The sequence below is a fragment of the Shewanella sp. 3_MG-2023 genome (assembly GCF_030548765.1).
Lineage (GTDB): Bacteria > Pseudomonadota > Gammaproteobacteria > Enterobacterales > Shewanellaceae > Shewanella.
In genome coordinates this window covers 73,323-98,902 of record NZ_JAUOSH010000006.1, presented here as the reverse complement: position 1 = coordinate 98,902, position 25,580 = coordinate 73,323, and the positions used below count along the sequence as shown (strand labels likewise).

The window sequence follows — 25,580 nt, the reverse complement described above, 5'->3', positions numbered from 1 at the left end:
TAACGAGGTACAACCAGACCAATCATGACTAAAGCTAATAACAATAATAACCTAACAGAAGTTGATGAAGATTTTAGCCATTGGCAATTACCGGATGTTTCCCAACAAAAAACTGACACTGGCTCAAATTTATTTGGCCAACTAGGACGTCAAAATTCCCAGCCTGTTGCTGAAGACAAGCCCCTTTTACCGCCTACCATGGCTGAAATAGAGCAAATTCGAGTTGAAGCTGAACAAGAAGGTTTTGAGCAAGGCCAGCTTGATGGGCTAGCGAAAGGCACGGAGCAAGGTCGGCTTGAAGGTTTAGAGCAAGGTCACGCTGAAGGCTTTAGCCAAGGAGAACAACAAGGTTATGAAGTGGGTTTAGCCAAAGCTAATGAGATGCTTGAGCGTTTATCTGGCTTAGTTGAGCAATTTGAGCAACCCTTATTAGTGCTTGATGCTGAAATTGAAGCTGAGCTATTACAGCTATCCATTAATCTGACCAAATCCATCGTCGGTAATGAATTACAAACTCATCCTGAACATATTTTATCTGTACTGCGTCAAGGGGTAGATTCGTTACCGATTAAAAAACAACAAGTCACTCTGAGGTTTAGCCCAGATGATGCTGCACTTGTTAATCAATTATACAGTGAAGCGCAATTAGCTAAGAATCGTTGGGAAATTGAAGCTGATCCATCTCTTAAAAACGGTGACTGCATCATTCACAGCGAGCGCTCCAGTGTCGACTTACGAGTTGAAGCGCGTATGAGTCAAGCTCTTAGTGGCTTGCAGCAACAGGTCGCAGCGATTCAGGCCAATGTGCAAACGATTAAGTCAGATTCAAGTCACTACACCACTAGCATTGCCGAGGATGCTAGCGAATGTAGCCTTAAGGTGGTGGGAGCAAAGCGGGATCAACTCACTGATGACAATGTTTCTTCTGTCGTACATGAAGAGGGTTTACACCTTGTTGATGAGGTAGATGATGCTAAATCGCCAACATCAGTTACTAAATAAATTTAAACTCCATAGTAATAAAGTCACCCCCATTCGGCCTGTGGCCAGTGGTCAGCTGGTTAGGGTTGTTGGCTTAACCCTCGAAGCTACCGGCTGTAGAGCCCCTGTTGGCAGTTTATGCTCTATCGAAACCATGGCCGGTGAGCTAGTGGCTGAAGTCGTTGGATTTGATGATGAATTACTTTATCTCATGCCCGTAGATGAATTAAGAGGGGTGTTACCGGGAGCAAGAGTGCAGCCTTTAGGTGAGCAGTCAGGGTTAAATGTCGGCTTAAGTTTACTTGGTAGAGTTTTAGACGGTAGTGGTTTACCCCTTGATGGCCTTGGACCATTAAATACTGAGCAACATGCCTCGCGCCATGCGCCGCCCATTAACCCTTTATCGCGCCGCGCGATTACCGAACCATTAGATGTGGGGGTTAGAGCCATTAATGCCATGTTGACCGTAGGTAAAGGCCAGCGGATGGGCCTGTTTGCCGGCTCTGGTGTGGGTAAAAGTGTGCTGTTAGGCATGATGACTCGCGGCACCACTGCTGACATTATTGTGGTGGGGCTGGTGGGTGAACGTGGCCGTGAAGTAAAAGAGTTTATTGAAGAGATTTTAGGCCCAGAAGGCCGAGCCAGATCTGTGGTGGTCGCAGCACCTGCTGATACTTCACCATTGATGCGATTACGCGCCTGTGAAACCTCAACACGTATTGCGGAGTATTTTAGAGACCTTGGCTATAACGTATTGTTATTGATGGACAGTTTAACCCGTTACGCCCAAGCCCAGCGTGAAGTAGCCTTGGCAGTGGGTGAGCCTCCGGCGACCAAAGGTTATCCGCCATCGGTGTTTGCTAAATTACCCCGCTTGGTCGAACGGGCAGGTAACGGCGGCCCAGGTCAAGGTTCGATTACCGCATTTTATACCGTGCTTACCGAAGGTGATGATCAACAAGATCCCATTGCCGATGCGTCACGGGCGATTTTAGATGGTCATATTGTGTTATCAAGAACGCTGGCAGATTCTGGCCATTACCCCGCGATTGATATTGAGCAGTCCATTAGCCGCGTCGCACCTATGGTGATTAGCGCTGAGCATTTAGAGTCCATGCGTCTGGTTAAACAGATGTATTCACTTTATCAGCAAAACAGAGACTTAATTTCAATTGGGGCTTATTCCCAAGGCAGCGATCCACGCATTGATAACGCTATTCGGTTACAACCAGCGATGAATGCATTTTTACGCCAAGGATTTAAAGATGTTATTTCCTTTGATAACAGTCAAACCATGGTTGGGCAGATTGCTGCTCAGTGTAAATAATGCGCCGGGCTGATCCATTAATCACAGTGCTTAAACTCAATAAAGAAGCAGAAGAACAGGCGGCTTTACAGCTTAAATCTGCACAATTAGAACTACAAAAATGTGAGGGGCAATTAGAGGCGTTAAATAATTATCGTCTCGAGTACATGAAGCAAATGAATGAAAATCAAGGCAAAACGCTAAGTGCCAGTGAATATCATTCTTTTCATGAATTTATTAAGCAAATTGACCAAGCACTAGTGCAGCAAGTTAATACCGTTAAAGAAGCACAAAATCAGACCCAACATCGACAAGTTAATTGGCAGCAAAAGCAACAAAAGCGTAAAGCGGTTGAATTGTTGTTAGCTAAAAATGATCAAAAAGCTCAGCAAATAGCCAATAAACAAGAGCAAAAAGCCTCAGATGAATTTGCGATGCAGCAGTTTATTCGTAAAACCCCGCGTTAAATTCCCTTATCCGTTTTTAGCCTAATTAATTTTTATTCTGGCACTCTTATTGCTTGGTTCGTTATTAATAATAAAAGCGTCAGCAATGTGACTTTCATAATTTTATAGCACCAATAGGTTTTCGGTGTTATTAACTCGGAGTTTGTTATGCAGCAAGTGAGTAATATTTTACTTGGAAATAGCAATAAAATAGCGAATTCCCCAACGGGAGAGACGCCGCAAGGTACTGATAGCTCATCTTTTTTGTCGGCGCTTAATCAAGTTTCTCAAACTGATGAGATACAGGGTAGCACTGAGCAAGCTTCTGAAAATAACACAGATATCAATCTGGTGGATGACAATGCCTCACAAGAGCATATTGCTGCAGAAACCGATATTGCTTTAATCTTTGCTCAAATTGACTTAGCAGAAAATTTTGAAACCAATAGCCAACCAACAGGTGGCAACATATTGCCGCTGGCTATTGAGGCCGATTCAACTACAGAATTTTTAAGTGACTATTCAGCTGAGCAACTACAAAATTTATCTGAATTTAGTGCAATGTCTGCAGCTGAGTTGTCAGCATTATCAGTCAAGGAGTTAAATCAGCTGATCACTGACTTTAACCAGCAAACTCCCATCCAAGGTGGAGCCTTACTCCCTTTGATTGAGTTAGCAACAACCAGCGCCATAGATAATGCTGAAAAACCAGCCCTTGCACTTAGCAGTGGCTTTAGTTCAATTCATAAAAACATAATGGATAACAATAGCGCTGCTGTTGATGTAAACAAAAACCTAGTTGATGTAAACAAAGGCTTAGTTGATGCAAACAAAACTTTAGGCGATCCTGACAGTATTGAAGGCAAAATAACCTCAAAGGAATCTGGGGTTAACCTGAGTAAAGCTGAGTTCTCGGTATCCATGGATAAGTCTGCTATTCCTTCCTCTGCCAATAGTCCTAGTAGTAATGCCCTAGCAAATAATGCCATTGCCCTTAGCGCTGGTGAGTTTACTCTTGATGCAGAATCTGTGGATCTCAAGGCGATACAAAATCAAAGTAGCTTAACGTCAGTGCATAAAAGTGACGTGCCGCAATTTCAATTATCGTTACGCCAAGGATCTGAGTCGGTAGGGCAAATGCAGGAGATGATCCAAAAGTTCGCCCCTGTGATGAAGCAACAACTCATGACGATGGTAGGACAGGGCATTCAACATGCGGAAATTCGATTAGATCCGGCAGAGCTTGGCCATATGGTGGTCAGAGTTCAAGTTAATGGCGATCAAACCCAAGTGCAATTTCAAGTGGCGCAGACACAAACCCGAGACCTATTGGAGCAAGCTATTCCGCGGCTTCGGGAAATGCTAGCAGAAGAAGGGCTGCAATTGGCTGACAGTCATGTTTCTCAAGACGGCGAACAGCAGAAAAACGCTGATTATGATGAGTCGAGTGCTAGTAATGACAGGCTTTTGGATGAAATTTCAGCACAAGAACTTGAGATAGTCACAAAACATGCCATGAGTGGCAGTTCAGCTATAGATTATTACGCTTAAGTCGGTAACCTATGGGTTAATGATCGCAAAATCAAAAACTAAGCTGAAACTTAGTTAACACAATAATAACAACAGCGTGATGGAATCATTTATGCCAGAAGAAGCTTCTTTAGAATTAACTACCCAGAACCCACCAAAAAGTATCAATAAAATGATTATTTTTTTGGTGGTTGGCATGTTGCTGCTGGCAGGCATTGCTGTGACAGTGCTGTTTTTTATTGGCGACAATGCGAAAGCGACTGCAAACTCACCTGCAACTGACATAAGTACTGCAACTGTAGTAACTGATGCTGCTACTGGTAAGGCAAATTATGTGGGTATGCCAAGACCATTTTTATTCAATCTAGCGGGTGCTAATCGTTCACGTTTAGTTGAAATAAAAGTGCAGTTAATGGTGCGAGGCGATGACGGCGTTACTGCAAAAATGCACATTCCTTTAATTGAACATGCGCTTTTAAACACATTTAGCGCAGCAGATGTACAAAAGCTAAGTACCCAAGCGGGTAAAGATGAATTACGCCAATTAGCCCTATTAAATGTTCAAAATACATTGCAACCCATAACCGGCCAAAAAGTCGTTGAAAGAGTACTTTTTACTGGTTTTGTAATGCAATAACGCCATGAAAAATCCAAGGTGATGATGTGAGTGATTTATTAAGCCAAGACGAAATTGATGCGCTACTCCATGGCGTCGACGATGTTGATGAAGATGATATCTATGATACTGATGAAACCAGAGCATATGATTTCTCCTCTCAAGATCGCATTGTTCGTGGGCGAATGCCAACCCTTGAAATTGTAAATGAACGTTTTGCTCGTCACTTACGCATCAGCATGTTTAACATGATGCGCCGTGCTGCTGAAGTGTCTATTAACGGCGTGCAAATGCTTAAGTTTGGTGAGTACGTTCATACCCTATTCGTACCAACCAGCCTGAATATGGTGCGCTTTAGTCCGTTAAAAGGCACGGCGCTTATCACCATGGAAGCAAGGTTAGTCTTCATTTTGGTGGATAACTTTTTTGGTGGTGATGGCCGCTTTCATGCAAAAATTGAAGGGCGTGAGTTTACTCCCACAGAGCGTCGTATCGTCCAGCTGCTATTGAAAATCATTTTTGAAGATTATAAAGATGCCTGGGCACCAGTCATGGATGTTGAGTTTGAGTATTTAGACTCAGAGGTCAACCCTGCCATGGCCAATATTGTTAGCCCAACAGAAGTGGTGGTCATTAACTCTTTTCATATTGAAGTGGATGGCGGCGGCGGTGATTTTCATATCACCATGCCATATTCGATGATCGAGCCTATTCGTGAGCTGCTTGATGCCGGTGTTCAAAGTGATAAACAAGATACTGATATGCGTTGGGGACAAGCATTGCGTGATGAGATCATGGATGTGCAAGTAGGGATTGATGCCAACATCATTGAGCATGAAGTGACATTAAGAGATGTGATGGGCTTTAAAGCTGGGGATATTATTCCTATTGAGCTGCCTGAGCATGTGATGATGCGAGTTGAGGACTTACCGACTTACCGCTGTAAGCTAGGTCAATCCCGCGAAAATCTGGCATTAAAAATTAGCGAAGTTATTCCAAGGCCTGAAACGGCGAAATCAGAATTACAGCTAATTACTCGTAAAGGCAAAGCCCGCGATCTTACTGTGCTATAGACAGGCTTATTTCAAAAAAAGTTTTATTTTAACAATCTTTTTTAAAAAGTTTTTTAAACAAGGTGCTGAAATTAATAATAATTTATAGATTTAATAATTATTGTCCGTGAATGTTTAACGGATAACATGTCAGAATTTTAAGGTGAAATAAATGAGTGATACCGATGATTGGGCTGCAGCAATGGCAGAGCAGGCACTTGAAGAAGCAAAAGAAGCTGAACAAGTCGCCCTTGATGAACTGGTAGATGAAGCCGCGCCAATCTCGCATGATCAAGCTGAAAAGCTCGATGCCATTATGGATATACCGGTAACGATTTCGATGGAAGTCGGTCGCAGTTTTATTAGTATTCGTAACTTGCTGCAACTGAACCAAGGTTCGGTGGTCGAGCTAGATCGGGTGGCGGGTGAGCCCCTTGATGTGATGGTAAATGGCACGCTTATCGCTCATGGCGAAGTGGTTGTGGTGAATGACAAGTTTGGTATTCGTCTGACAGATGTGATTAGCCAAACAGAACGCATTAAGAAGTTAAAGTAATCGAACAAGTATTAAGGATTTAACCCTGTGTTGAATGTGTTCTCCTCGCTAGCGTTAGCTAGCTCTGCGCTTACTGACACGGCAACAACCGCAGTTGCCACAACCGTGTCTAAAGCCCCAGAAACATCAAATGTGGCTGCGCTTTCAAGCATGGTGGGCGGGCTTATTCTCGTTATCGCCATCATCTTTTTACTGGCATTTATTGTCAAAAAATTAAACTTAGTGCAGTCAAATCAAGGGGTGATAAAAACCATTGCCATGACGCCACTTGGTCAAAAAGAAAAGCTGGTTCTGGTTGAGCTTGAAGGTCAGCAATATCTTTTAGGGGTGACCTCACAGCAAGTTAACCTTATTGATAAGCTAGACACAAACGTTGAAATAGAAAGCACTAGTTTTGCCACTCGTCTCAAGCAAGCCAAAGCGCAAGCAACAGTCAAGGCCAAGGATCTGCAATAATGAAAAGATGGATAGTGCTGGCTTTGTTGGCTGGATTAATGTTCACGCCAGTTAGTTTTGCAGAAGATGGCTTACTAAAAGCAGTGACAGTGACTGCAGGGGCTGACGGCAGTACCGAATATTCAGTCACTATGCAGATTTTACTGCTAATGACGGCCATGAGCTTTATTCCAGCAATGGTAATAATGCTGACCTCATTTACCCGCATCATCGTGGTGCTATCAATTTTGCGCCAAGCATTAGGTTTGCAGCAAACCCCATCAAATCAGGTGCTCATTGGCATTACCATGTTCATGACCTTTTTTATCATGGCGCCAGTATTTGATAAAATTCATGCTGAAGCGGTAAAACCTTACATGAATGAAACTCTGACAATGCAGCAAGCCTTTGAAGTGGGTAAAGAGCCCTTAAGGCAGTTTATGTTGGCGCAAGTCAGAACCACAGATTTAGAAACCTTTGTCGAAATTTCAGGTTATACCGATATCACTTCCCCTGAGCTGGCTCCGATGAGCGTTTTGATACCAGCGTTTATCACCAGTGAGCTTAAAACCGCGTTTCAAATTGGCTTTATGTTATTTGTGCCATTTTTGGTATTGGATTTGGTGGTCGCCAGTATTTTGATGGCAATGGGTATGATGATGTTATCGCCGATGATTGTGTCCTTGCCCTTTAAAATCATGCTGTTTGTGTTGGTTGATGGTTGGGGCTTAGTACTGGGCACCTTGGCCAGTAGTTTCGGCACTTAGGTTTAGGGAGCAGGGCTAATGTCACCAGAGTCATTGATTGATATTTTTCGTGAGGCGCTGTCCGTTATCGTGCTCATTGTCTCGGCTATTATCTTACCGGGTTTATTTGTCGGTTTGATTGTGGCGGTGTTTCAGGCTGCCACCTCCATTAATGAACAAACCTTAAGTTTCTTACCGCGTCTATTAATGACCCTGTTTTCACTGATGTTTTTAGGCCATTGGCTGGTGCAAACCATGATGGATTTTTTCTATAATATGGTGGATATGATCCCGCAGGTTATAGGTTAGGTCATTGGATATTCTGTTCGAGGAAATTAGCCAAACCATTGCCGCCTATATTTGGCCGCTGTTTCGTATTTCTTCAATGCTAATGGTAATGACGGTCTTTGGCGCCAATACGACTCCGTCGCGGATCCGCTTATTATTGGCGATGGCCATCACCATTGCCGTTGCGCCGGTACTGCCAAAAACAGCATATGTGGAGCTATTTTCATTAACTGCAGTATTTGTTTCAGCTCAGCAGATTTTAGTGGGCACAGCTATTGGTTTTGTGACCATTTTAGTGATGCAAACTTTTGTATTAACAGGGCAAATTATTGGTATGCAAACCAGTTTAGGCTTCGCTTCCATGGTGGACCCAGGCTCCGGTGAGCAAACCCCGGTAGTGGGTAACTTCTTTTTATTGCTGGCGACCTTGATTTTTTTAAGTGTAGATGGTCATTTATTGATGTTTAAAATGCTGGTGGCCAGCTTTGAAACCATTCCGGTTTCAACCGAAGGCTTTAGCATTGCCAATTATAAAAAACTTACCGAGTTTGGCAGTTATATGTTTGGCGCGGCGTTAACCATGTCAATATCAGCGATTGTGGCATTATTGCTTATTAACCTCTCGTTTGGAGTAATGACCCGGGCTTCACCGCAGTTGAATATTTTTGCCATCGGTTTTCCAGTGACTATGGTCAGTGGCTTATTTATTCTCTGGCTGACCCTAGGCCCTATCATGTCTCATTTTGATCAGGTGTGGCTGCAAGCCCAGCTGCTGATGTGTGATATTTTACAACTGACCTGTCACATTGACGGTTCCATAAGCCAGTAGGGACAAGATGGCAGAAGATACCGGTCAAGAACGCACCGAGGACCCCACCGCCAAGCGACTGGAACAGTCCCGTGAAAAAGGTCAGGTCGCCCGCTCTAAAGAGTTAGGAACCGCAGCAGTATTATTAGCATCTGCTTTGGGGTTTGCGTTTGTTGGCCAAGATCTGGCGCGCAGCTTACACAGCGTGATGACGCAAATGCTCACCATGGAGCGGGATCAGATCTATGACACCAACTCTATGTTCCTAGTTTGGGGGGTTATTGGCGCTGAGCTTGCTTGGCCATTATTCAGTTTCATTGCTTTTCTCGCCTTTATTGCCTTCCTTGGCAATATTGTCTTAGGCGGTATTACTTTTTCGGTTAAAGCTTTTATGCCTAAGGGCAGTAAAATGAACCCTGCTAAAGGCTTTAAAAGAATGTTTGGCACCCAGGCCTTAGTTGAACTAACTAAAGGTATTGCTAAATTTTTGGTGGTGGCAATATCGGCGTATTTTTTATTGTCGTTTTATTTTTACGATATTTTGACCTTATCTATGGGTCATTTACCGGGAAATATTTACCACGCGCTGGATCTATTGGTATGGATGTTTATTTTATTGTGTTCATCAATGCTATTGATTGTGGTGATTGATGTGCCATTTCAAATATGGAACCACAATAAACAGCTTAAAATGACCAAACAAGAAGTTAAAGACGAGTATAAAGACTCTGAAGGTAAGCCTGAAGTAAAAGGCCGTATTAGGCAATTGCAGCATGAGATGGCCAATAAACGCATGATGTCTGAAGTGCCCAATGCTGATGTGATTGTGGTTAACCCAGAGCATTACGCTGTAGCAGTAAAATATGATGCCAGTCGTTCATCTGCGCCATTTTTAGTGGCAAAAGGGGTTGATGATGTGGCCTTTAAAATTCGCGAAATAGCCCGAGAGCACGAAGTGCCAATTGTATCAGCGCCGCCGCTAGCCAGAGCCATATATCATACAACTAAAATTGACCAACAGGTACCGGAAGGACTATTTACCGCCATTGCACAAATCTTAGCTTACGTATTTCAGTTAAAACAATACCAAAAGGGTCGCGGTAAACGTCCAAAACCTATTCCGCTCAATCAACCTATTCCGGATGATTTAAAACATTAGCTGCGGTGTTTTTAGGCACTCAAACCGCAACAGCTGCTATTAACTAATAGCTTGGCTTAGTAATTGCATTTCGCTGATGTCAGCGTCAAAAATATTACGAAAGGGTTTACGGTTAATGGATGTAAAGACAGCGCTAGGTCAAGCAAAGCAAATACGATTTAGCACATTCAAAGGTATTGGTACCCCTTTATTGGTGCTGGCTGCATTAGGTATGGTGGTATTGCCGATGCCGCCATTTCTGCTTGATATTCTATTCTCCTTTAACATTTCCCTCGCTTTAATCGTGTTACTTGTCGCTATTTATAGTGATCGCCCACTAGATTTTGCCGCATTTCCGACTGTTTTACTGGTGGCCACCTTATTACGCTTAGCATTGAATGTGGCCTCAACACGAATAGTGTTACTTGAGGGGCATAACGGTGGTGACTCCGCGGGTAAAGTGATTGAAGCCTTTGGTTCGGTGGTGATTGGCGGTAACTATGCTGTGGGTTTAGTGGTGTTTTTAATCCTGATCATCATCAACTTTGCCGTAGTAACCAAAGGTGCGGGGCGTATTTCAGAAGTGAGCGCGCGTTTTACCTTGGACGCCATGCCGGGTAAACAGATGGCCATTGATGCCGATTTAAATGCCGGCACATTAACTCAAGATCAGGCACGTATTCGCCGTGCTGAAGTGACGAAAGAAGCTGACTTTTATGGCGCGATGGACGGTGCGTCAAAATTTGTGAAAGGGGATGCTATTGCTGGGATTATGATTCTGGTGATTAATATCCTTGGCGGTTTTGTCATCGGCATGGTGCAGCACGGCTTGGATTTTTCAAGCGCGGTGGAGATTTATACCTTACTGACCATTGGTGATGGTTTGGTGGCGCAAATACCCGGATTGCTTTTATCTATCGCCGCCGCCTTGATGGTGACGCGCCAAAATGAGTCTGGCGATATGGGCGGGATGATGATCAGCCAAATGTTCCATAGTCCTAAGTCTATGGCCATTGCATCAGCCGTGCTTTTTGTTATGGGTGTTGTACCTGGTATGCCACATTTCGCGTTTTTAACGTTTGCATTTATTACCGCAGGCGCAGCTTACTTTATTTATAAACGCAATAACGACAATAAAACCCTTGCGCTAGAAAAAGCAGTTAAAGGCCCAAGCGATGTCAAAGAGGCTGAGCCCAAAGAGCTAAGCTGGGAAGATGTACATCATGTAGACACCATTGGCCTTGAAGTGGGCTATCGACTTATTCCGCTGGTAGATAAAGGTCAAGGCGGCGAGTTACTCAGTCGAATTAAAGGGGTACGTAAAAAATTATCGCAGGAATTGGGCTTTTTGGTACCGGCAGTGCATATTCGTGACAACTTAGATTTATCCCCCAACTGCTATCAAATATCCTTAATGGGCGTGGTAGTTGGCGAAGCAGAAGTAAGACATGATTGCGAGTTAGCGATTAATCCAGGTCAGGTTTACGGCAAGCTTGATGGCATAGAGACCAAAGATCCAGCTTTTGGTTTAGAAGCCGTTTGGATAGCTCCAGCGCAACGTGAACATGCGCAAACATTAGGTTATACCGTGGTTGATACCGCGACTGTTGTTGCTACTCATATAAGCCAGTTACTGACCAATAATGCGGCTAAATTATTGGGCTATGAAGAAGTGCAGCAGTTAATGGATATGCTATCGAAAAACTCGCCGAAGTTAGTGGATGGCTTTATACCAGACGTTATGCCGCTAGGTTCAGTGGTAAAAGTGATGCAAAACCTTCTTAATGAAGGAGTTTCTATCCGAGACTTGCGCACAATCGTGCAAACACTGTTAGAATACGGCAGCAAAAGTAATGATACTGAAGTGTTAACCGCTGCAGTACGTATTGCCTTGAAACGAATGATAGTGCAAGAGATCTCTGGGCCCGAATTGGAAATCCCTGTCATAACATTGGCGCCAGAGTTGGAACAGATGTTGCACAAGTCTATGCAGGCAACCGGCGGTGAAGGGCCCAATATTGAGCCAGGCCTTGCAGAACGTATGCAGAAGTCATTATTAGATGCTTCTCAGAAGCAAGAAATGGTCGGTCAACCAGCCATTTTATTGACATCAGGCATGCTTAGGTCAACTTTGTCGCGGTTTGTGAAATACACCATTCCTAATTTACGGGTTATTTCTTACCAAGAAATACCCGATGAAAAGCAAATACGCATAGTATCTGCAGTTGGGCAATAGCAATGACTTTCAGTTTGAAAGAGGTACGTAGTGAAAATTAAACGATTTTTTGCCAAGGATATGCGCTCAGCATTAGCTCAAGTCAAAGAGACTTTGGGCTCTGACGCGGTGATCATGTCGAATAAGAAAGTAACTGGTGGCATCGAAATTGTTGCAGCAGTTGACTACGATGAGCCTAAAGTTGATGTTGCAGTAAAATCGCCCGTTGCAGCCTTTATGAATGTGACTGAAGACCGTGTGTCAATTGGTGCTAATAAACCTGCTATTAAAACACACACTAAAGTCAGCCCACCGCCAGTAGCTGATTCATTACAGGCGTTATTAGAAAAGCAGCATAGCCGCCTGCAGCAACAAATTTCCCAGCAACATGAAGAGCCGGAATTACCAGATTGGGCTAAACAGTTAGAAGCAAGCAAACCTGCAGCTAAAGAACCAAGACAGCATCAGCAACACATTGAGCCGTCTAGATCTCCAAATAAAGGTCATTCAGCTGAAATGGAAGCAATGCGCGAAGAGATGGCGTCACTGCGTGGTTTGCTAACTCATCAAGTTTCTTCATTAATGAAAGAACAGAAAAAACGCACCGATCCTGTGGGCGCGATGCTTGAAAGTAAATTAATTGCCGCAGAGTTCTCGCCTGCTGTCGCTGCCAAGTTATCCAGCCTAAGTCAGCAGTTTTCTCCCGCCGATTTAGTCAGAGCCTTACCCCAAAGTTTGGCCAACCTGCTCGATAACCAAGGTGACGATATTGTGCGCACTGGTGGCGTAGTCGCATTTGTCGGTCCAACTGGTGTCGGCAAAACCACTTCATTGGCTAAAATTGCTGCCAGATTTGCCGCTCATCATGGCCCAGAACAAGTTGCGTTAATTACCACAGATCATTATCGTATTGGAGCCTTTGAGCAATTGGCAACTTATGGCAAAATAATGGGCTGTCCAGTTAAACAAGCACATGATTTAACTGAATTAGAACAAATTCTTTATCAGTTTAAGAATCGTAAGTTAGTATTGATTGACACTGCGGGTATGGGGCAACGAGATTTACGCCTTTATCAGCAGTTAGATGATTTGATGGCAAACACCAGAATACCCATTCGTAGTTATTTGGTGATGTCGGCAACCTCTCAACGAAGAGTGTTACTCGATGCCGTAGAACATTTTAAAAGAATCCCGTTATCTGGGTGTATACTGACAAAATTAGATGAGTCAGTATCTATTGCTGGCGCATTAAGTGTATTAATCCAAAATGGGTTGCCACTAAGTTATGTTACTGATGGGCAACGTGTTCCAGAAGATATGCAGGTTGCCGATACGCTTTCATTAGCAAGACAAGCGTTAGCAGCACTTAACGAAACAAAACCTCAAACGTCACCTGACACTGCGTGGTCAAATGACATGGCCTATGCATTCGAGTAAAGATATGACCCGAGATCAAGCAAGTGGTTTACGTATGATGAATCAACCAAATAACGATAAAGTAAAAGTAATTGCAGTCAGCGGTGGTAAAGGCGGCGTGGGTAAAACCAGTGTGTCGATTAATACCGCGGTAGCACTTGCTGAGAAAGGCAAACGGGTTTTAGTACTCGATGCCGATTTAGGACTTGCCAACGTTGATGTGATGTTAGGTATTCGAGCTGAGAAAAACTTATCTCACGTATTATCTGGCGAAGCAGAATTAGACGACATTATTGTTCGAGGCCCGAAAGGCATTGGTATTGTACCTGCCACATCAGGCACTCAAGCGATGGTGGAATTGACCCAAGCGCAACATGTTGGATTAATTCGTGCCTTTAGCGATATGAAAACCCAGTTTGATATTTTAATCGTTGATACCGCAGCGGGTATCTCTGATATGGTGCTGAGTTTTTCCCGTGCCTCACAAGATGTATTGATTGTAGTTTGTGATGAACCGACATCAATAACCGATGCCTATGCCCTGATCAAAATATTAAGTCGTGAGCACGGTGTGTTCCGCTTCAAAATTGTGGCAAATATGGTGCGCAGTTTGCGAGAAGGCATGGAGTTATTCGCCAAGTTAAGTAAAGTAACCGATAGATTTTTAGATGTGGCTTTAGAGCTTGTTGCGACAGTGCCATTTGATGAAAATTTACGTAAATCAGTACGTAAGCAGAAGTTGGTTGTGGAAGCATTTCCAAAATCACCAGCAGCCATTGCTTACCACGGTTTAGCCAATAAAATCATGAGCTGGCCTGTGCCACAGCAGCCTGGTGGTCATCTAGAGTTCTTTGTTGAACGTCTTGTTCAGCGCAAAGAAGTAAAAGAGGATACACCGAGTGAATAAAGCCGCCGCGTATACTCAGTTTGATAATAAAACCTCAATTGTTGAACAGTATGCACCGCTGGTAAAAAGAATTGCACATCATATGTTGGCAAGGCTGCCAGCATCGGTACAACTTGATGACTTATTGCAAGCTGGGATGATGGGGCTGCTGGAAGCATCATCAAAGTTTGATGGCTCTAAAGGCGCCAAATTTGAAACCTTTGCTGGGATCCGAATTCGTGGTTCGATGATCGACGAAATTCGCCGTGGTGATTGGGTGCCGCGCTCGGTACATCGTAACCAACGCCGTGTTGCACAAGTTATCGATGAACTGGGTCAAGAATTAGGTCGTGATGCCAGAGATACTGAAATCGCAGAAAAATTGGAAATATCTCTTGAAGAGTATCACCATATTTTAAACGATGTTTCAGTAGGAAAAGTTATTGGGATTGAAGACTTAGGTGTTTCAGAAGATGTGATTGTGTCTGATGAATTAACTGAGGATGAAAGTTTTGATTCTTTAGCCGAAGTGCAGTTTAAATCGGCATTAGCACAAGCAATTACCACATTACCCGAAAGAGATGCGCTAGTTTTGTCGCTATATTATGACGAAGCGTTAAATTTAAAAGAAATCGGTGCCGTTCTTGAGGTCAGCGAGTCGCGTGTTAGCCAGATTTTAAGTCAGGCAATGCTGCGTCTCAAAGGCAAACTCAAGCATTGGACACAGGTATAATTACTAATAAGAGCAACGAATTAAGCTCACCGGAGGAAACCTTGGACAAGAATATGAAGATACTGATTGTTGATGATTTTTCAACAATGAGACGTATCATAAAGAACTTGTTGCGAGACTTGGGATTTAATAATACTCAAGAAGCAGATGATGGCAATACCGCACTACCGATGTTACAAAAAAGCGATTTTGACTTTGTCGTAACCGATTGGAATATGCCGGGTATGCAAGGGATTGATTTGTTAAAAGCCATTAGAGCTGACGATTCATTAAAACACTTGCCAGTATTAATGGTAACAGCAGAAGCAAAACGTGAACAAATTATTGCCGCAGCGCAAGCTGGCGTTAATGGCTATGTGGTTAAACCTTTTACCGCAGCAACGTTAAAAGAAAAACTCGATAAAATCTTTGAACGTTTAGCCTAAGCAAAGGATAAGTTATGCAGGCAGCAATATCAGGGCTCATAGATCTTGAGCAAGCCCAGCAACTTGTTAAATTGCTTGAAGATGGACAACAAGAGCAAGCTGATGCGGTCATTCGTGACCTGTCAGTGCCAATACAACGTGAACTGTTTGATGAAGTTGGCAAGCTGACCCGTCAGTTACACAGTTCACTAAATGACTTTCAATTGGATACTCGTCTGGTTGAACTTGCTAACCATGAAATACCCGATGCAAAAGAAAGACTCAACTTTGTCATTGATATGACAGAGCAAGCTGCAAATAAAACCATGGATGCAGTTGAAGAATGTTTACCTTTGGCCGATACAATAATAAATAACATTCAATCGGTCACGCCAATGTGGGACAAATTGATGCGTAGGGACATTTCCTTAGTGGAATTTAAGTCCTTGTGTCATGACGTTCAACATATCATGTCCCATAGCGAACATGATTCAAATCGACTAAGAGAACTGCTCAATCAAATATTGATGGCGCAAGATTTTCAAGATTTGACTGGCCAAATGATCCGCCGAGTTATTGACTTAGTCATCGAAGTTGAAAGCAGTTTAGTGTCTATGCTGACAATCTTTGGCGAAAATGCAGCCGACTCGGATCGAGTCATTGATGATAATAAAATTGAAGCAGAAGGCCCTATCTTAAATGCTGACACCCGCGAAGACGTGGTGACTGGCCAAGATGAAGTGGATGATCTGCTATCAAGTCTGGGTTTCTAATTAGGAGTCAAATTTAATGTCTTTTGATGTTGATGAAGAGATACTCCAGGACTTTTTGATTGAAGCTGGTGAAATTTTAGAGCTTCTACAAGAGCAACTCGTCGCTCTTGAAAATAATCCTGATGATGCTGATTTACTGAATGCGATTTTTAGAGGTTTTCATACTGTAAAAGGTGGCGCAGGCTTTTTGAGCTTAGGCCCTATGGTCGATGTGTGCCACGAAGCTGAAAATACCTTTGACTTACTGCGAACGGGTAAGCGTCAAGTAAATGCCGAATTGATGGACATCATTTTGCAAGCTGTTGATGCGATTAATTCGATGTTTGCACAGACCCAGCAAGGTCAGCCACAAGATGATGCCGACGCCGACTTATTAGCTCGTTTAAAGCTGTTAAGTTCTGGAGCGCCATTAGCCTCAGAGCTTGCCAGCACGCCCGAAGACGCGTTAATTGCTGAAGAGGCTTTAATTGAAGAGGCTTTAATTGAAGAGACTTTAATTGAAGAGACTTTAGCTGAAGTTGAGCCGATTGCTGCAGACTCTGAAGCATCAGTGGGCTCTATTGATGATATCGACGAGAGTGAATTTGAAGCCTTACTCGATGCACTTCATGGCGCAGGAAACAGTCCTACCTCTAATTCAACAAAAGACCTTATTGATGATACCTCGAGTGCTTCAGTCGCTAATGGTGACACTGCTGTTGCCAGTGATGAAATCAGTGATGATGAGTTTGAAGCCTTACTGGATGAATTGCACGGCGCTGGTAGTTTTAAAGCCGCGAGTACCCCAATTGCAGAAGTAAAACCTGCGGTAATAGAACAAGATCCAATTGTTGATGGCGATGATATTACCGACGATGAGTTCGAAAAGTTATTAGACGAATTACATGGTAAAGGTGCCGCTCCTCAGGCTGTTAGCCTAGCGCCTTCAGCAGTTACTCCCGCAACTCCCGTTTCAATGCCCGCAGATATTGCGCCATCAAAAGCCGTCTCAAACACAGCTGCGCCAGCACAGCCAAGTGCGACAGACACAAAACCAGTGCCAGCCGCTAAAGCTGCCGCGCCAGTAAAAAAAGCAGAACCTGCTAAAACCCAAGGTGCCATGCCACAGGGTGAAACCACCGTAAGGGTTGATACTTCACGCCTTGACCAAATTATGAATATGGTTGGTGAGCTGGTGCTGGTACGAAACCGCTTAGTGAGTTTAGGTATTTCTCGCGATGATGAAGAAATGTCGAAAGCACTTGCCAATTTAGATCTGGTTACTGCCGACCTACAAGGCGCGGTAATGAAGACCCGCATGCAGCCAATTAAGAAAGTATTTGGCCGCTTCCCAAGAGTGGTTCGCGATTTAGCCAGAACACTGAATAAAGAAATTGATTTAATCATGGTAGGTGAAGATACCGATCTTGATAAAAATCTAGTTGAAGCACTGGCAGATCCATTAGTCCATTTAGTACGTAACTCGGTTGATCATGGCATTGAAATGCCTATTACTCGCGAAGCGAATGGCAAACCAAGAACCGGTACGATAACTCTTTCTGCAAGCCAAGAAGGCGACCATATTCTTCTTAAAATTGAAGATGATGGCGCAGGGATGGATGCCGATAAGCTAAAAGAAATCGCCATTAGCCGCGGGGTTCTAGACGAAGAATCAGCCGCAAGAATGACTGATAATGAAGCTTATAACTTAATTTTTGCCCCAGGTTTTTCAACCAAAGTTGAAATTTCAGATATTTCAGGCCGCGGCGTTGGAATGGACGTGGTGAAAACCCGCATCAGCCAATTAAACGGCACAGTGCATATTGATTCGGTAAAAGGCCAAGGCACCATTTTAGAAATTAAAGTGCCACTGACATTAGCGATTATGCCCACATTAATGGTGGATGTTGCTAAGCAGGTGTTTGCCTTACCGCTTTCAAGCGTTAATGAAATTTTCCACCTCGATTTAACTAAAACTAATGTTGTCGATGGTCAGCTCACCGTCATAGTGCGCGATAAAGCCGTGCCACTGTTTTATTTAGAGCAATGGTTACATCGCAACAAGACCACGCTTACTCATGGCGATAAAAAGCAAGGCCATGTAGTGATTGTGCAACTTGGTACCATGCAAATTGGTTTTGTGGTTGATGCATTAATCGGTCAAGAAGAAGTTGTGATTAAGCCTTTAGGCAGTATGCTGCAAGGTACGCCGGGTATGGCAGGGGCAACAATTACCTCCGATGGAGGTATTGCATTGATCCTTGATGTACCGGGTTTATTAAAATATTACGCCAAAAGTAAAAGATAAAATTCCAATTGATAAGGAATGAAATGGCTACCAAAGTTTTAGTTGTTGATGATTCAAGTTTCTTTAGACGTCGAGTCAGCGAAATAGTGAATCAAGATGACGACCTCGAAGTGGTGGGTGTTGCAGTCAATGGCCAAGAAGCCATCGACATGGCTGAGAAATTAAAGCCACAAGTCATCACCATGGATATCGAGATGCCAGTGATGGACGGCATTACTGCTGTGCGTAAAATAATGGCAACTAACCCAACACCGATACTGATGTTTTCGTCTTTAACCCATGATGGCGCTAAAGCGACGCTTGATGCGCTTGATGCCGGCGCATTGGATTTTTTACCGAAACGCTTTGAAGATATAGCCTCTAAAAAAGAAGAGGCCATTAAGCTACTGCAACTAAGGGTTAAAACCTTAGGCAGAAGACGATTATATAAGCCATTACCAAGAACGGTTACAGCTCGAAATGCAGCAGATGCAGCTAACCCTGCAAGCTTGAGAACCACATTAGCATCGAAACCGGCCTTAAATAATCGCTCGCAAGCGAATAATTCACAGGCCAGTAGCGCCCAAAACGTGTGTTCTGCCAGCGCCATTAGAGCGAGCGGTAAAAAATATAAAGCCTTGCTGATAGGCACTTCAACGGGTGGGCCTGTTGCACTGCAAAAAGTCTTAACGGCATTTCCTGCAAATTACCCACACCCAATATTACTTATTCAGCACATGCCGGCTGCGTTTACGCCTGCTTTTGCCAGTCGCTTAAATAGCTTATGTCAGATTACGGTAAAAGAAGCGCAAAATGGGGATGTACTGCAACCCGGTTGTGCTTATTTAGCCCCAGGTGGCATGCAATTGATGGTGGAGCGAAGTGGTTCATTTGGACGTTTAAAAGTTATCGCCGGTAATGCCGAGATGAACTACAAACCCAGTGTGGATATTACCTTTGCATCAGCCTCAAAAGTATTTGGCGGTGATGTATTAGCGGTTGTACTTACCGGTATGGGCGCAGATGGCAGAGAAGGCGCCAGAATGCTGAAAGCCGCTGGAGCAACGATTTGGGCACAAGATGAAGCTAGTTGTGTGGTGTATGGTATGCCGCAAGCGGTTACCGTAGCAGGTTTATCAACTCATTCCATTGCTATCGACAGTATGGCGGAGTCCATTATCAAAGAGACGGCCCGTGGCTAAGGTCAACAAGGCAATGAACACCCAACAAATGTCAGTGGTGTTTTTATTGATTATCGCGGTTATTACGCTGGCAGGATTATATTTTGAGGCGGCAAAAACTAACCGCGAATTGTCTCAACAAGTTGCGCAACTAAAAGCATCGCAAGTGTTGTTAATGGTGCCTGATGAGCAGGCAGCGGACATTGCTGCTTGGCTTGGAAAACATCCAGAACCCACCAAAGCATTAGTGCAAAAGGCGGCGAATGGTGAAGCGGTGACATTAAGCCTAGGGCCTGGAACGACAGCTGAAAATAACCAGCACTTTCAGCCAAAGGAACAGCAGAATATACAAACGCTTGAAAACGCTCAAGGGGTAAAAGTAATCCCCTTACCCCATGGTGGGATCAGGATAACCACCCGTGAATCAGACTCACTTTAGAGCAGATTGTAATCTAGTGTAGTCAGTTAATAATCAATTGAATAATAACAATAATAAAGCTGTGAGGCGTCATTTGAAAGTTTGGACAATCGCAAATCAAAAAGGCGGCGTAGGTAAAACAACTACGGTTGCCAGCCTTGCTGGCGCGTTAATTAAGCGTGGTCAAAGGGTATTGATGATTGATACAGACCCTCATGCATCGCTAGGTTATTATTTAGGGATTGATTCTGAGCAAATCCCCAGTTCACTTTACGATATTTTTTTGGCGCATAAGCCGTTATCTTTAGCGGATGTTGAAAAGCATATTGTGCCGACCTCAATTGATGGTTTAGATCTTATTCCTGCCTCAATGGCGCTAGCCACATTAGATAGAGCTTTGGGACATCAAGAAGGGATGGGACTGGTTTTACGTAACCTATTAGCCTTGCTAGATGACAAATATGATATTGCTATCATTGATTGCCCGCCTATTTTAGGGGTGTTAATGGTTAATGCTCTGGCGGCAAGTGAACATATAATCATTCCAGTTCAAACTGAGTTTTTGGCCATAAAGGGCTTAGAGCGAATGGTGAAAACCATGGCGCTAATGGGGCGTTCAAAGAAAACAGATTACAGCTTTACCATTTTAGCAACCATGTATGATCGGCGCACTAAAGCGTCACCTGTAGCGTTACAATCCTTGCAGCTAAGCTATCCAGAAACTTTATGGCCTGATGTTATTCCTGTGGATACTAAATTTAGAGATGCCAGTTTAGCCCATGTGCCACTATCCCATCATATGCCCAGCAGCCGTGGGATGAAAGCCTATAATCGCTTACTGGATTTTTTAATGTCTAGGGAGTTAACTCATGTCAAAATCGGTTGATGAAACTGTTTTTGATTTCTTCTCAGTATTATTACAAGAGCCTTCTGATAAGGCTTTAGATGCTGCTACAAGCTGCAATAAACAGACTTCAATCAGCAGACTACAAGTCGCTCAACACACAGACTCTGCTAGCAGTACAGAGGTTGCAGAAATTTATGAAGGCTCCCTGCACAATAGTGAAGATAAATATTTACATGTCACAACTAAGTTGGCGGCTCCAAGTCTTCGCTTGCAAACGGTCGCGACGCTGGGTGAATCTTTAAGTTCGTCATTTGCTGAGCCGCAAGTGGGTAAAAATGCCTTATCTAAATTATTGGCGGTAGTCTCAGCACCAGTATCAACAACTTCAGAACAATGTGTTGAATCTCCACTTGAGGTAAAGCAAGTACTTAAAGGTACGGTGCAACAGGCAAAGCTGCCAATAGCTCAACCTGCAGCACAGGCCGCGAAATTATCCGTAGTGGATAATAAAGATTCTCAAATCTCAGCCGATATAGATAATCATAAGCGAGCTTATGTTGAAACCGCGGTTATCGACGTCAGTCAGTCGCCCGCTAAAGCTGAATTAGCATCGATTCCGCCAAGTATCACCACAGATTTACAAGATGTTTTAGATGATGAATTTCAGGTGTTATTTTTCAATGTGGCAGGCTTGACGCTTGCGGTGCCATTGGTGAGTTTGGGCGGTATCGTAAAAATTGAACATATTAATCACCTGATAGGGCGCCCCAAATGGTTTTTAGGGGTACAAACTCGTCGAGATCAAAAGGTGAATGTTGTAGATAGTTGCCGCTGGGTGATGCCAGAAAAGTACACCACCGAAATGGCGCAATCTATTGATTATCAGTATATCGTCATGCTTGAAAACAGTGACTGGGGACTGGCATGTGAATCCTTAGTTAACGCGGTAAAAATTAATAAATCTCATGTCAATTGGCGTGAAAAAGCGGGTAAGCGTCCATGGCTTGCCGGCGTAGTAAAAGAACAAATGTGTGGCATTTTAAATGTGCAAGCGCTCATTGAAATGCTAGATGCAGGATTAGGTTGTCAAGATTCGATTGTCTGAGGTTATTTATGACAGATTCAAGAAATGTAGCAGCGGTTGCTGCAGGTAAAGAAGATGTAGTTTTACAGTGGGTTACTTTTAAGTTAGATAATGAAACTTATGGTATCAACGTCATGCAAGTTCAAGAAGTATTACGTTATACCGAAATTGCCCCCGTTCCCGGTGCGCCTATGTATGTGCTTGGTATCATTAATTTACGTGGCAATGTCGTCACTGTGATAGATACTCGTTCACGCTTTGGCCTTGATGCTGCAGAAGTTGATGACTCATCGCGAATAGTCATCATTGAAGCAGAAAAGCAAGTGATTGGTATTTTGGTTGATAGCGTTGCCGAAGTGGTTTACCTACGCCGCTCTGAAATCGATAATGCCCCGAATGTCGGCACTGAAGAAAGTGCTAAATTCATTCAGGGAGTCAGTAACCGAGATAATGAGTTATTGATTTTAGTCGACCTTGATAAGTTACTATCTGACGATGAGTGGGCAGAAATAACTCAGTTATAAGCGTTTTTTGCGTTTCAACTAAAGCCAGCATTATTATTTGCTGGCTTTTGTGTTTTAATGACAAAAATCAGTCTTATCAGGAAGTATGAATGTCGCAAGAATTGCTTATCACTATTGTTATTTATGTTGTCACTTGTGCCGCAATAGCGATGTTTTTTTCAAAAAGAGCCAGCAAGCTGCAAAGCAAAGTAGATGCATTAACTGTGTTGGTAAAAGAAAATGATCGCCAGCGAGAAACCGTTAAACGAGAGCTGCAGGAATTACGCAGTGGCACTATCGGTGTTGGTAAGCGTGTTTTAGAGTTAGAGCAAAAATTAACTAAACAATCACAACGCCTAGAAGAGGCAAGTCAGCAAGACCCACAATCTAAATTATACTCTAGAGCATTAAAAATGGTGGGGTTAGGTGCTGGAGTGGAAGAGCTGATTAATGAGTGTGAACTACCTAAAGCAGAAGCGGAATTAATTATCCGTTTACATAAAAAGTAGCTCGTCATTTTGCGAAAGCGCTAAGCTTGTTCAATGATTTTTTGATGTAAGTTATCCCATTGCTCTGGAAATTTACCATCTAACATATACACAAATGCAATGAGCTCGGCGATTAAGGTGTAGAGCTCTTGGGGCACTTGTTCACCGAGTGCTAATAACTGTAAAAATTCACTTAAATTCTCATCTTGATGGATATAGACGCCAGCATCTTTTGCTAGTGCTATTATCTCTTCAGCGACTAAATCTTTGCCTGTGGCGGTGACCGTTGGCGCGCTAATGCCATCAAAGCTTAGCGCGACCGCTTTCTTAATTTTAGTCATTATTTGCTCCTAATTTCACGTCTTAAAGTGCATCTTAAGCATTGGTTTTTACTAGATAATGATCGCCTGGTAATAAGGTTGCGGGTACATTATCAATTACCGTGGTGAACTCTCGCGCGACAAAGCCTGCCTGATTTATTTTTATGCTTAATAGCGCTTGAAAATCACTCACTTTATCTAACAGGCTTTGATTTTCACTGGTAAATTTAACATCAAGAAAATCTCCTATCTTATGGGCATTAACCAATAAAGCCCCCTGAGCCAGATTAAATTTTAATTGCAACCGCCAACTTGTTATCGCGCTGTTATCATTAGAAGAGCCCCGTTCAAACTTGCCCTCTAATTGCTCTTTTCGTGGGCCAATGGAGTAAGGAAGCGCTATAAACCAAGCGAGATGCTGATTAGCGTCGCTACTCGCTTGTTGGTATCCGCCAAAGCTAGAGGCTAGTTTGCCTAAGGACTCGACGCTGCGGGCTTTATCTAAGGCACTTAAAAGCAATTGGCTTTGGTCAGTGTTGTTGAGTACTTTTTGCTGCAGTTTATCAAGGTAGTACTGCAATGACGGGCTCAGCTGGGTGTGAGCGCCTTGGCGTTTAAAGCCAATGAGCAACTGAAATAGTGCGCTAATTGCCCCAGCTGTTAATGCTGTATTGGGTAGCTGCTGCGTATTGGCCAGATTTAAGTTGGTTAAGCTCAGTAGCTCTTGTTTTAATAAGCTTTGATCTGCAAGTTGGGTTAATGGCCGTGGATTTAAGCTCGGCAGTAATGCTAATAAAGCACTGACAAGGGTATTAGTTGCATTATTGCTGCAAGCATTTTTAAGTGGCATTGCGCCAGCTTTATGTAAATTTTGTTTCAGTACTTCAACGGGGCTTTTGTTTACTTGAGCCACAGTTGAGCTTGCAGCGTGTTGATGCGAGTTTACCTGTTGCTGAGGTGGTTTTACATTGGTCACCGTGGTTTCAACACTGGCTCTTAAAGGTAGTTGCTCAAGCTTTTTTAATAGCTGACTCAGTAATTGGGCCGGTTCATCTTTTCTTACCACAATATGTTCTGAGATCGCCTTTAACTTATTGTGATTGTTGTCATTGTGGCTATTGGTGTCAATCGCAAACAAATCAGCAGTCGCAACATGCAATATTGGGGTTAATGTTAACAGCGGTTTCCCAGCCACTTGGTTGATATGAGCAAGGTGTTGGCCTTGAGGCAATTTTGCTGATGCTGACACTGAAATCTCAGCTCCGGTATTAAAGCGCAAGTGATTATGTTTTATTTCAACCACAGGTAGCGGGTAACCTTGTGCTCTGGCGGCCAAGGCCAATAATTGCGGTGATGAAATATTATTGCTTTGTGCCAGTTTTAGCAGCTCAATAGGCAGCTTAGTTTGTATCGCAGGTGCGACTAGCACTAACTGCTTATTGGTGAGACTGCTCGTTGTGGCCTGTTTATGAGATGCGGTACCAGTGAGCTTAGTTAATTGCTTTATCGTGTCATTGTTTAACATTAACTGCCCACCAGAACGCAGGATTTGCTGTATTTGATGGCAGGCTGAAAATTGAAATGTTTTATTCGCGACGGCAAAGGTAACCGCGGCATGGTTTTTGGTATCTTGAGATAACTGGGGTATAGATGATGAGCAGGCTGTAGACGCTTGGTTTGTAGCTGATAATAGCGGTGTCGATGATGATTGTGTTGTCGATGATGACCGTATTGAAGATGGCAGCGTAACAGGCACTAAGCTTGCTGGTTTAGCGATATTCGCGCTGGTTAAATTGTGGCGCATTTTTGAGGCTTCAGTTGTCGCCAGTCTTGCTGTGATTAAGCCTTGTGTCATATTTTTTTATCGTCACTCAAGTTGTTTATTGCTATTTACGTAACAATTTACGAAACCATTACCTAACTATCACCTTTAAATATGTTCTATTACAATTTAAGCGTTGATCTCCTACACTCCTTGAGTATCCTTAGCCGTAATTGTTGACTATAGGTGTTGTAGTTGTAGTATTTTTGACTATCAACAGTGATAAATTCGCGCAATTAATACTGTAAATGGAATCTTAAAAGTTTATTTGGCTAACTTAAATAGCGTTACACAGAATAGGTTATACAGACTGTATCGACTT

27 protein-coding genes are annotated in these 25,580 nt (G+C 43.2%); 25 read left to right on the top strand and 2 right to left on the bottom strand.

Annotation, left to right across the window (positions count from 1 at the left end; translation table 11 throughout):
* The first annotated feature begins 24 nt into the window (after window positions 1–24).
* From fliH to Q4591_RS05035, 25 genes are all read left to right on the top strand, one after another.
* Complete coding sequence (gene fliH, locus Q4591_RS05155) at window positions 25–1,002, top strand: flagellar assembly protein FliH (RefSeq protein ID WP_102475401.1); 978 nt, start codon at window positions 25–27, stop codon at window positions 1,000–1,002.
* Window positions 971–2,308 (top strand): flagellar protein export ATPase FliI, encoded by a 1,338-nt coding sequence (gene fliI / locus Q4591_RS05150; RefSeq protein WP_303459832.1) that lies wholly within the window; start codon window positions 971–973, stop codon window positions 2,306–2,308. The genes fliH and fliI overlap by 32 nt, the downstream gene beginning before the upstream one ends.
* Window positions 2,308–2,754 (top strand): flagellar export protein FliJ, encoded by a 447-nt coding sequence (gene fliJ / locus Q4591_RS05145; protein WP_102439491.1) that lies wholly within the window; start codon window positions 2,308–2,310, stop codon window positions 2,752–2,754. Before fliI ends, fliJ begins: the two co-directional genes overlap by 1 nt.
* A 147-nt stretch (window positions 2,755–2,901) precedes the next feature.
* Window positions 2,902–4,284 (top strand): flagellar hook-length control protein FliK, encoded by a 1,383-nt coding sequence (locus Q4591_RS05140; RefSeq protein WP_303459732.1) that lies wholly within the window; start codon window positions 2,902–2,904, stop codon window positions 4,282–4,284.
* Between the two features lie 91 nt (window positions 4,285–4,375).
* Complete coding sequence (gene fliL, locus Q4591_RS05135; RefSeq protein ID WP_102439493.1) at window positions 4,376–4,900, top strand: flagellar basal body-associated protein FliL; 525 nt, start codon at window positions 4,376–4,378, stop codon at window positions 4,898–4,900.
* A gap of 26 nt (window positions 4,901–4,926) precedes the next feature.
* Window positions 4,927–5,952, top strand: coding sequence for a flagellar motor switch protein FliM (fliM, locus tag Q4591_RS05130; RefSeq protein ID WP_102439494.1), 1,026 nt, complete (start codon window positions 4,927–4,929; stop codon window positions 5,950–5,952).
* Between the two features lie 151 nt (window positions 5,953–6,103).
* Window positions 6,104–6,487, top strand: coding sequence for a flagellar motor switch protein FliN (gene fliN, locus Q4591_RS05125; protein ID WP_076540237.1), 384 nt, complete (start codon window positions 6,104–6,106; stop codon window positions 6,485–6,487).
* A gap of 30 nt (window positions 6,488–6,517) precedes the next feature.
* A complete protein-coding gene (gene fliO, locus Q4591_RS05120) occupies window positions 6,518–6,943 on the top strand; it encodes a flagellar biosynthetic protein FliO (RefSeq protein WP_241901020.1) in 426 nt (141 codons plus the stop codon).
* A 38-nt stretch (window positions 6,944–6,981) separates the two neighbouring features.
* Window positions 6,982–7,689 (top strand): flagellar type III secretion system pore protein FliP, encoded by a 708-nt coding sequence (gene fliP / locus Q4591_RS05115; RefSeq protein ID WP_241901019.1) that lies wholly within the window; start codon window positions 6,982–6,984, stop codon window positions 7,687–7,689.
* An 18-nt stretch (window positions 7,690–7,707) separates the two neighbouring features.
* Window positions 7,708–7,977 carry a flagellar biosynthesis protein FliQ gene (gene fliQ, locus Q4591_RS05110; protein ID WP_076540242.1) on the top strand — a complete coding sequence of 90 codons (270 nt, stop codon included), beginning with the start codon at window positions 7,708–7,710 and terminating at the stop codon, window positions 7,975–7,977.
* Window positions 7,978–7,981: 4 nt separating this feature from the next.
* A complete protein-coding gene (gene fliR, locus Q4591_RS05105; protein ID WP_102439496.1) occupies window positions 7,982–8,785 on the top strand; it encodes a flagellar biosynthetic protein FliR in 804 nt (267 codons plus the stop codon).
* Between the two features lie 7 nt (window positions 8,786–8,792).
* The gene (gene flhB, locus Q4591_RS05100; protein ID WP_303459729.1) at window positions 8,793–9,923 is read left to right on the top strand and encodes a flagellar biosynthesis protein FlhB; all 1,131 of its coding nucleotides are present in this window, start codon (window positions 8,793–8,795) and stop codon (window positions 9,921–9,923) included.
* A gap of 115 nt (window positions 9,924–10,038) precedes the next feature.
* Window positions 10,039–12,138: a flagellar biosynthesis protein FlhA gene (gene flhA, locus Q4591_RS05095; RefSeq protein ID WP_102439498.1), complete on the top strand. Its 2,100-nt coding sequence runs from the start codon at window positions 10,039–10,041 to the stop codon at window positions 12,136–12,138.
* A gap of 30 nt (window positions 12,139–12,168) precedes the next feature.
* The gene (gene flhF / locus Q4591_RS05090) at window positions 12,169–13,554 is read left to right on the top strand and encodes a flagellar biosynthesis protein FlhF (RefSeq protein ID WP_303459727.1); all 1,386 of its coding nucleotides are present in this window, start codon (window positions 12,169–12,171) and stop codon (window positions 13,552–13,554) included.
* 4 nt (window positions 13,555–13,558) lie between these two features.
* Window positions 13,559–14,440 (top strand): MinD/ParA family protein, encoded by an 882-nt coding sequence (locus Q4591_RS05085; protein ID WP_076540438.1) that lies wholly within the window; start codon window positions 13,559–13,561, stop codon window positions 14,438–14,440.
* Window positions 14,433–15,152, top strand: a complete 720-nt coding sequence (locus Q4591_RS05080) for an RNA polymerase sigma factor FliA (RefSeq protein ID WP_102439500.1) — start codon at window positions 14,433–14,435, stop codon at window positions 15,150–15,152. The genes Q4591_RS05085 and Q4591_RS05080 overlap by 8 nt, the downstream gene beginning before the upstream one ends.
* A 41-nt stretch (window positions 15,153–15,193) precedes the next feature.
* On the top strand, window positions 15,194–15,577 hold the full coding sequence (gene cheY, locus Q4591_RS05075) for a chemotaxis response regulator CheY (RefSeq protein ID WP_076540257.1): 384 nt from the start codon (window positions 15,194–15,196) through the stop codon (window positions 15,575–15,577).
* A 14-nt stretch (window positions 15,578–15,591) separates the two neighbouring features.
* Window positions 15,592–16,329 carry a protein phosphatase CheZ gene (locus Q4591_RS05070; RefSeq protein ID WP_102439501.1) on the top strand — a complete coding sequence of 246 codons (738 nt, stop codon included), beginning with the start codon at window positions 15,592–15,594 and terminating at the stop codon, window positions 16,327–16,329.
* A 16-nt stretch (window positions 16,330–16,345) separates the two neighbouring features.
* Window positions 16,346–18,616, top strand: coding sequence for a chemotaxis protein CheA (locus Q4591_RS05065; protein WP_303459724.1), 2,271 nt, complete (start codon window positions 16,346–16,348; stop codon window positions 18,614–18,616).
* A gap of 23 nt (window positions 18,617–18,639) precedes the next feature.
* Window positions 18,640–19,797 (top strand): chemotaxis response regulator protein-glutamate methylesterase, encoded by a 1,158-nt coding sequence (locus tag Q4591_RS05060; RefSeq protein ID WP_102439502.1) that lies wholly within the window; start codon window positions 18,640–18,642, stop codon window positions 19,795–19,797.
* The gene (locus tag Q4591_RS05055; protein WP_303446080.1) at window positions 19,790–20,215 is read left to right on the top strand and encodes a membrane anchored protein in chemotaxis locus; all 426 of its coding nucleotides are present in this window, start codon (window positions 19,790–19,792) and stop codon (window positions 20,213–20,215) included. Before Q4591_RS05060 ends, Q4591_RS05055 begins: the two co-directional genes overlap by 8 nt.
* A 73-nt stretch (window positions 20,216–20,288) precedes the next feature.
* Window positions 20,289–21,080 (top strand): ParA family protein, encoded by a 792-nt coding sequence (locus Q4591_RS05050; protein ID WP_102439503.1) that lies wholly within the window; start codon window positions 20,289–20,291, stop codon window positions 21,078–21,080.
* Entirely contained in the window at window positions 21,064–22,146 is a 1,083-nt protein-coding gene (locus Q4591_RS05045) for a chemotaxis protein CheW (protein ID WP_303459721.1), read from the top strand. Before Q4591_RS05050 ends, Q4591_RS05045 begins: the two co-directional genes overlap by 17 nt.
* A gap of 8 nt (window positions 22,147–22,154) precedes the next feature.
* Window positions 22,155–22,649, top strand: a complete 495-nt coding sequence (locus Q4591_RS05040; RefSeq protein ID WP_076540271.1) for a chemotaxis protein CheW — start codon at window positions 22,155–22,157, stop codon at window positions 22,647–22,649.
* Between the two features lie 89 nt (window positions 22,650–22,738).
* Window positions 22,739–23,137, top strand: a complete 399-nt coding sequence (locus Q4591_RS05035) for a DUF2802 domain-containing protein (RefSeq protein WP_102439505.1) — start codon at window positions 22,739–22,741, stop codon at window positions 23,135–23,137.
* Between the two features lie 20 nt (window positions 23,138–23,157).
* Here Q4591_RS05035 and Q4591_RS05030 read toward each other — a convergent pair whose 3' ends face one another.
* Window positions 23,158–23,457: an EscU/YscU/HrcU family type III secretion system export apparatus switch protein gene (locus Q4591_RS05030; RefSeq protein ID WP_102439506.1), complete on the bottom strand. Its 300-nt coding sequence runs from the start codon at window positions 23,455–23,457 to the stop codon at window positions 23,158–23,160.
* A gap of 34 nt (window positions 23,458–23,491) precedes the next feature.
* Window positions 23,492–25,291 carry a hypothetical protein gene (locus Q4591_RS05025; protein ID WP_303459717.1) on the bottom strand — a complete coding sequence of 600 codons (1,800 nt, stop codon included), beginning with the start codon at window positions 25,289–25,291 and terminating at the stop codon, window positions 23,492–23,494.
* Window positions 25,292–25,580: the final 289 nt, after the last annotated feature.

Coding starts and splice junctions, on each gene's coding strand:
- fliH (WP_102475401.1), top strand. CDS start 25: ATGACTAAAGCTAATAACAATAATAACCTAACAGAAGTTGATGAAGAT.
- fliI (WP_303459832.1), top strand. CDS start 971: ATGCTAAATCGCCAACATCAGTTACTAAATAAATTTAAACTCCATAGT.
- fliJ (WP_102439491.1), top strand. CDS start 2,308: ATGCGCCGGGCTGATCCATTAATCACAGTGCTTAAACTCAATAAAGAA.
- Q4591_RS05140 (WP_303459732.1), top strand. CDS start 2,902: ATGCAGCAAGTGAGTAATATTTTACTTGGAAATAGCAATAAAATAGCG.
- fliL (WP_102439493.1), top strand. CDS start 4,376: ATGCCAGAAGAAGCTTCTTTAGAATTAACTACCCAGAACCCACCAAAA.
- fliN (WP_076540237.1), top strand. CDS start 6,104: ATGAGTGATACCGATGATTGGGCTGCAGCAATGGCAGAGCAGGCACTT.
- fliP (WP_241901019.1), top strand. CDS start 6,982: ATGTTCACGCCAGTTAGTTTTGCAGAAGATGGCTTACTAAAAGCAGTG.
- fliQ (WP_076540242.1), top strand. CDS start 7,708: ATGTCACCAGAGTCATTGATTGATATTTTTCGTGAGGCGCTGTCCGTT.
- flhB (WP_303459729.1), top strand. CDS start 8,793: ATGGCAGAAGATACCGGTCAAGAACGCACCGAGGACCCCACCGCCAAG.
- flhA (WP_102439498.1), top strand. CDS start 10,039: ATGGATGTAAAGACAGCGCTAGGTCAAGCAAAGCAAATACGATTTAGC.
- Q4591_RS05085 (WP_076540438.1), top strand. CDS start 13,559: ATGACCCGAGATCAAGCAAGTGGTTTACGTATGATGAATCAACCAAAT.
- Q4591_RS05070 (WP_102439501.1), top strand. CDS start 15,592: ATGCAGGCAGCAATATCAGGGCTCATAGATCTTGAGCAAGCCCAGCAA.
- Q4591_RS05065 (WP_303459724.1), top strand. CDS start 16,346: ATGTCTTTTGATGTTGATGAAGAGATACTCCAGGACTTTTTGATTGAA.
- Q4591_RS05060 (WP_102439502.1), top strand. CDS start 18,640: ATGGCTACCAAAGTTTTAGTTGTTGATGATTCAAGTTTCTTTAGACGT.
- Q4591_RS05045 (WP_303459721.1), top strand. CDS start 21,064: ATGTCAAAATCGGTTGATGAAACTGTTTTTGATTTCTTCTCAGTATTA.
- Q4591_RS05040 (WP_076540271.1), top strand. CDS start 22,155: ATGACAGATTCAAGAAATGTAGCAGCGGTTGCTGCAGGTAAAGAAGAT.
- Q4591_RS05035 (WP_102439505.1), top strand. CDS start 22,739: ATGTCGCAAGAATTGCTTATCACTATTGTTATTTATGTTGTCACTTGT.
- Q4591_RS05030 (WP_102439506.1), bottom strand. CDS start 23,457: ATGACTAAAATTAAGAAAGCGGTCGCGCTAAGCTTTGATGGCATTAGC.
- Q4591_RS05025 (WP_303459717.1), bottom strand. CDS start 25,291: ATGACACAAGGCTTAATCACAGCAAGACTGGCGACAACTGAAGCCTCA.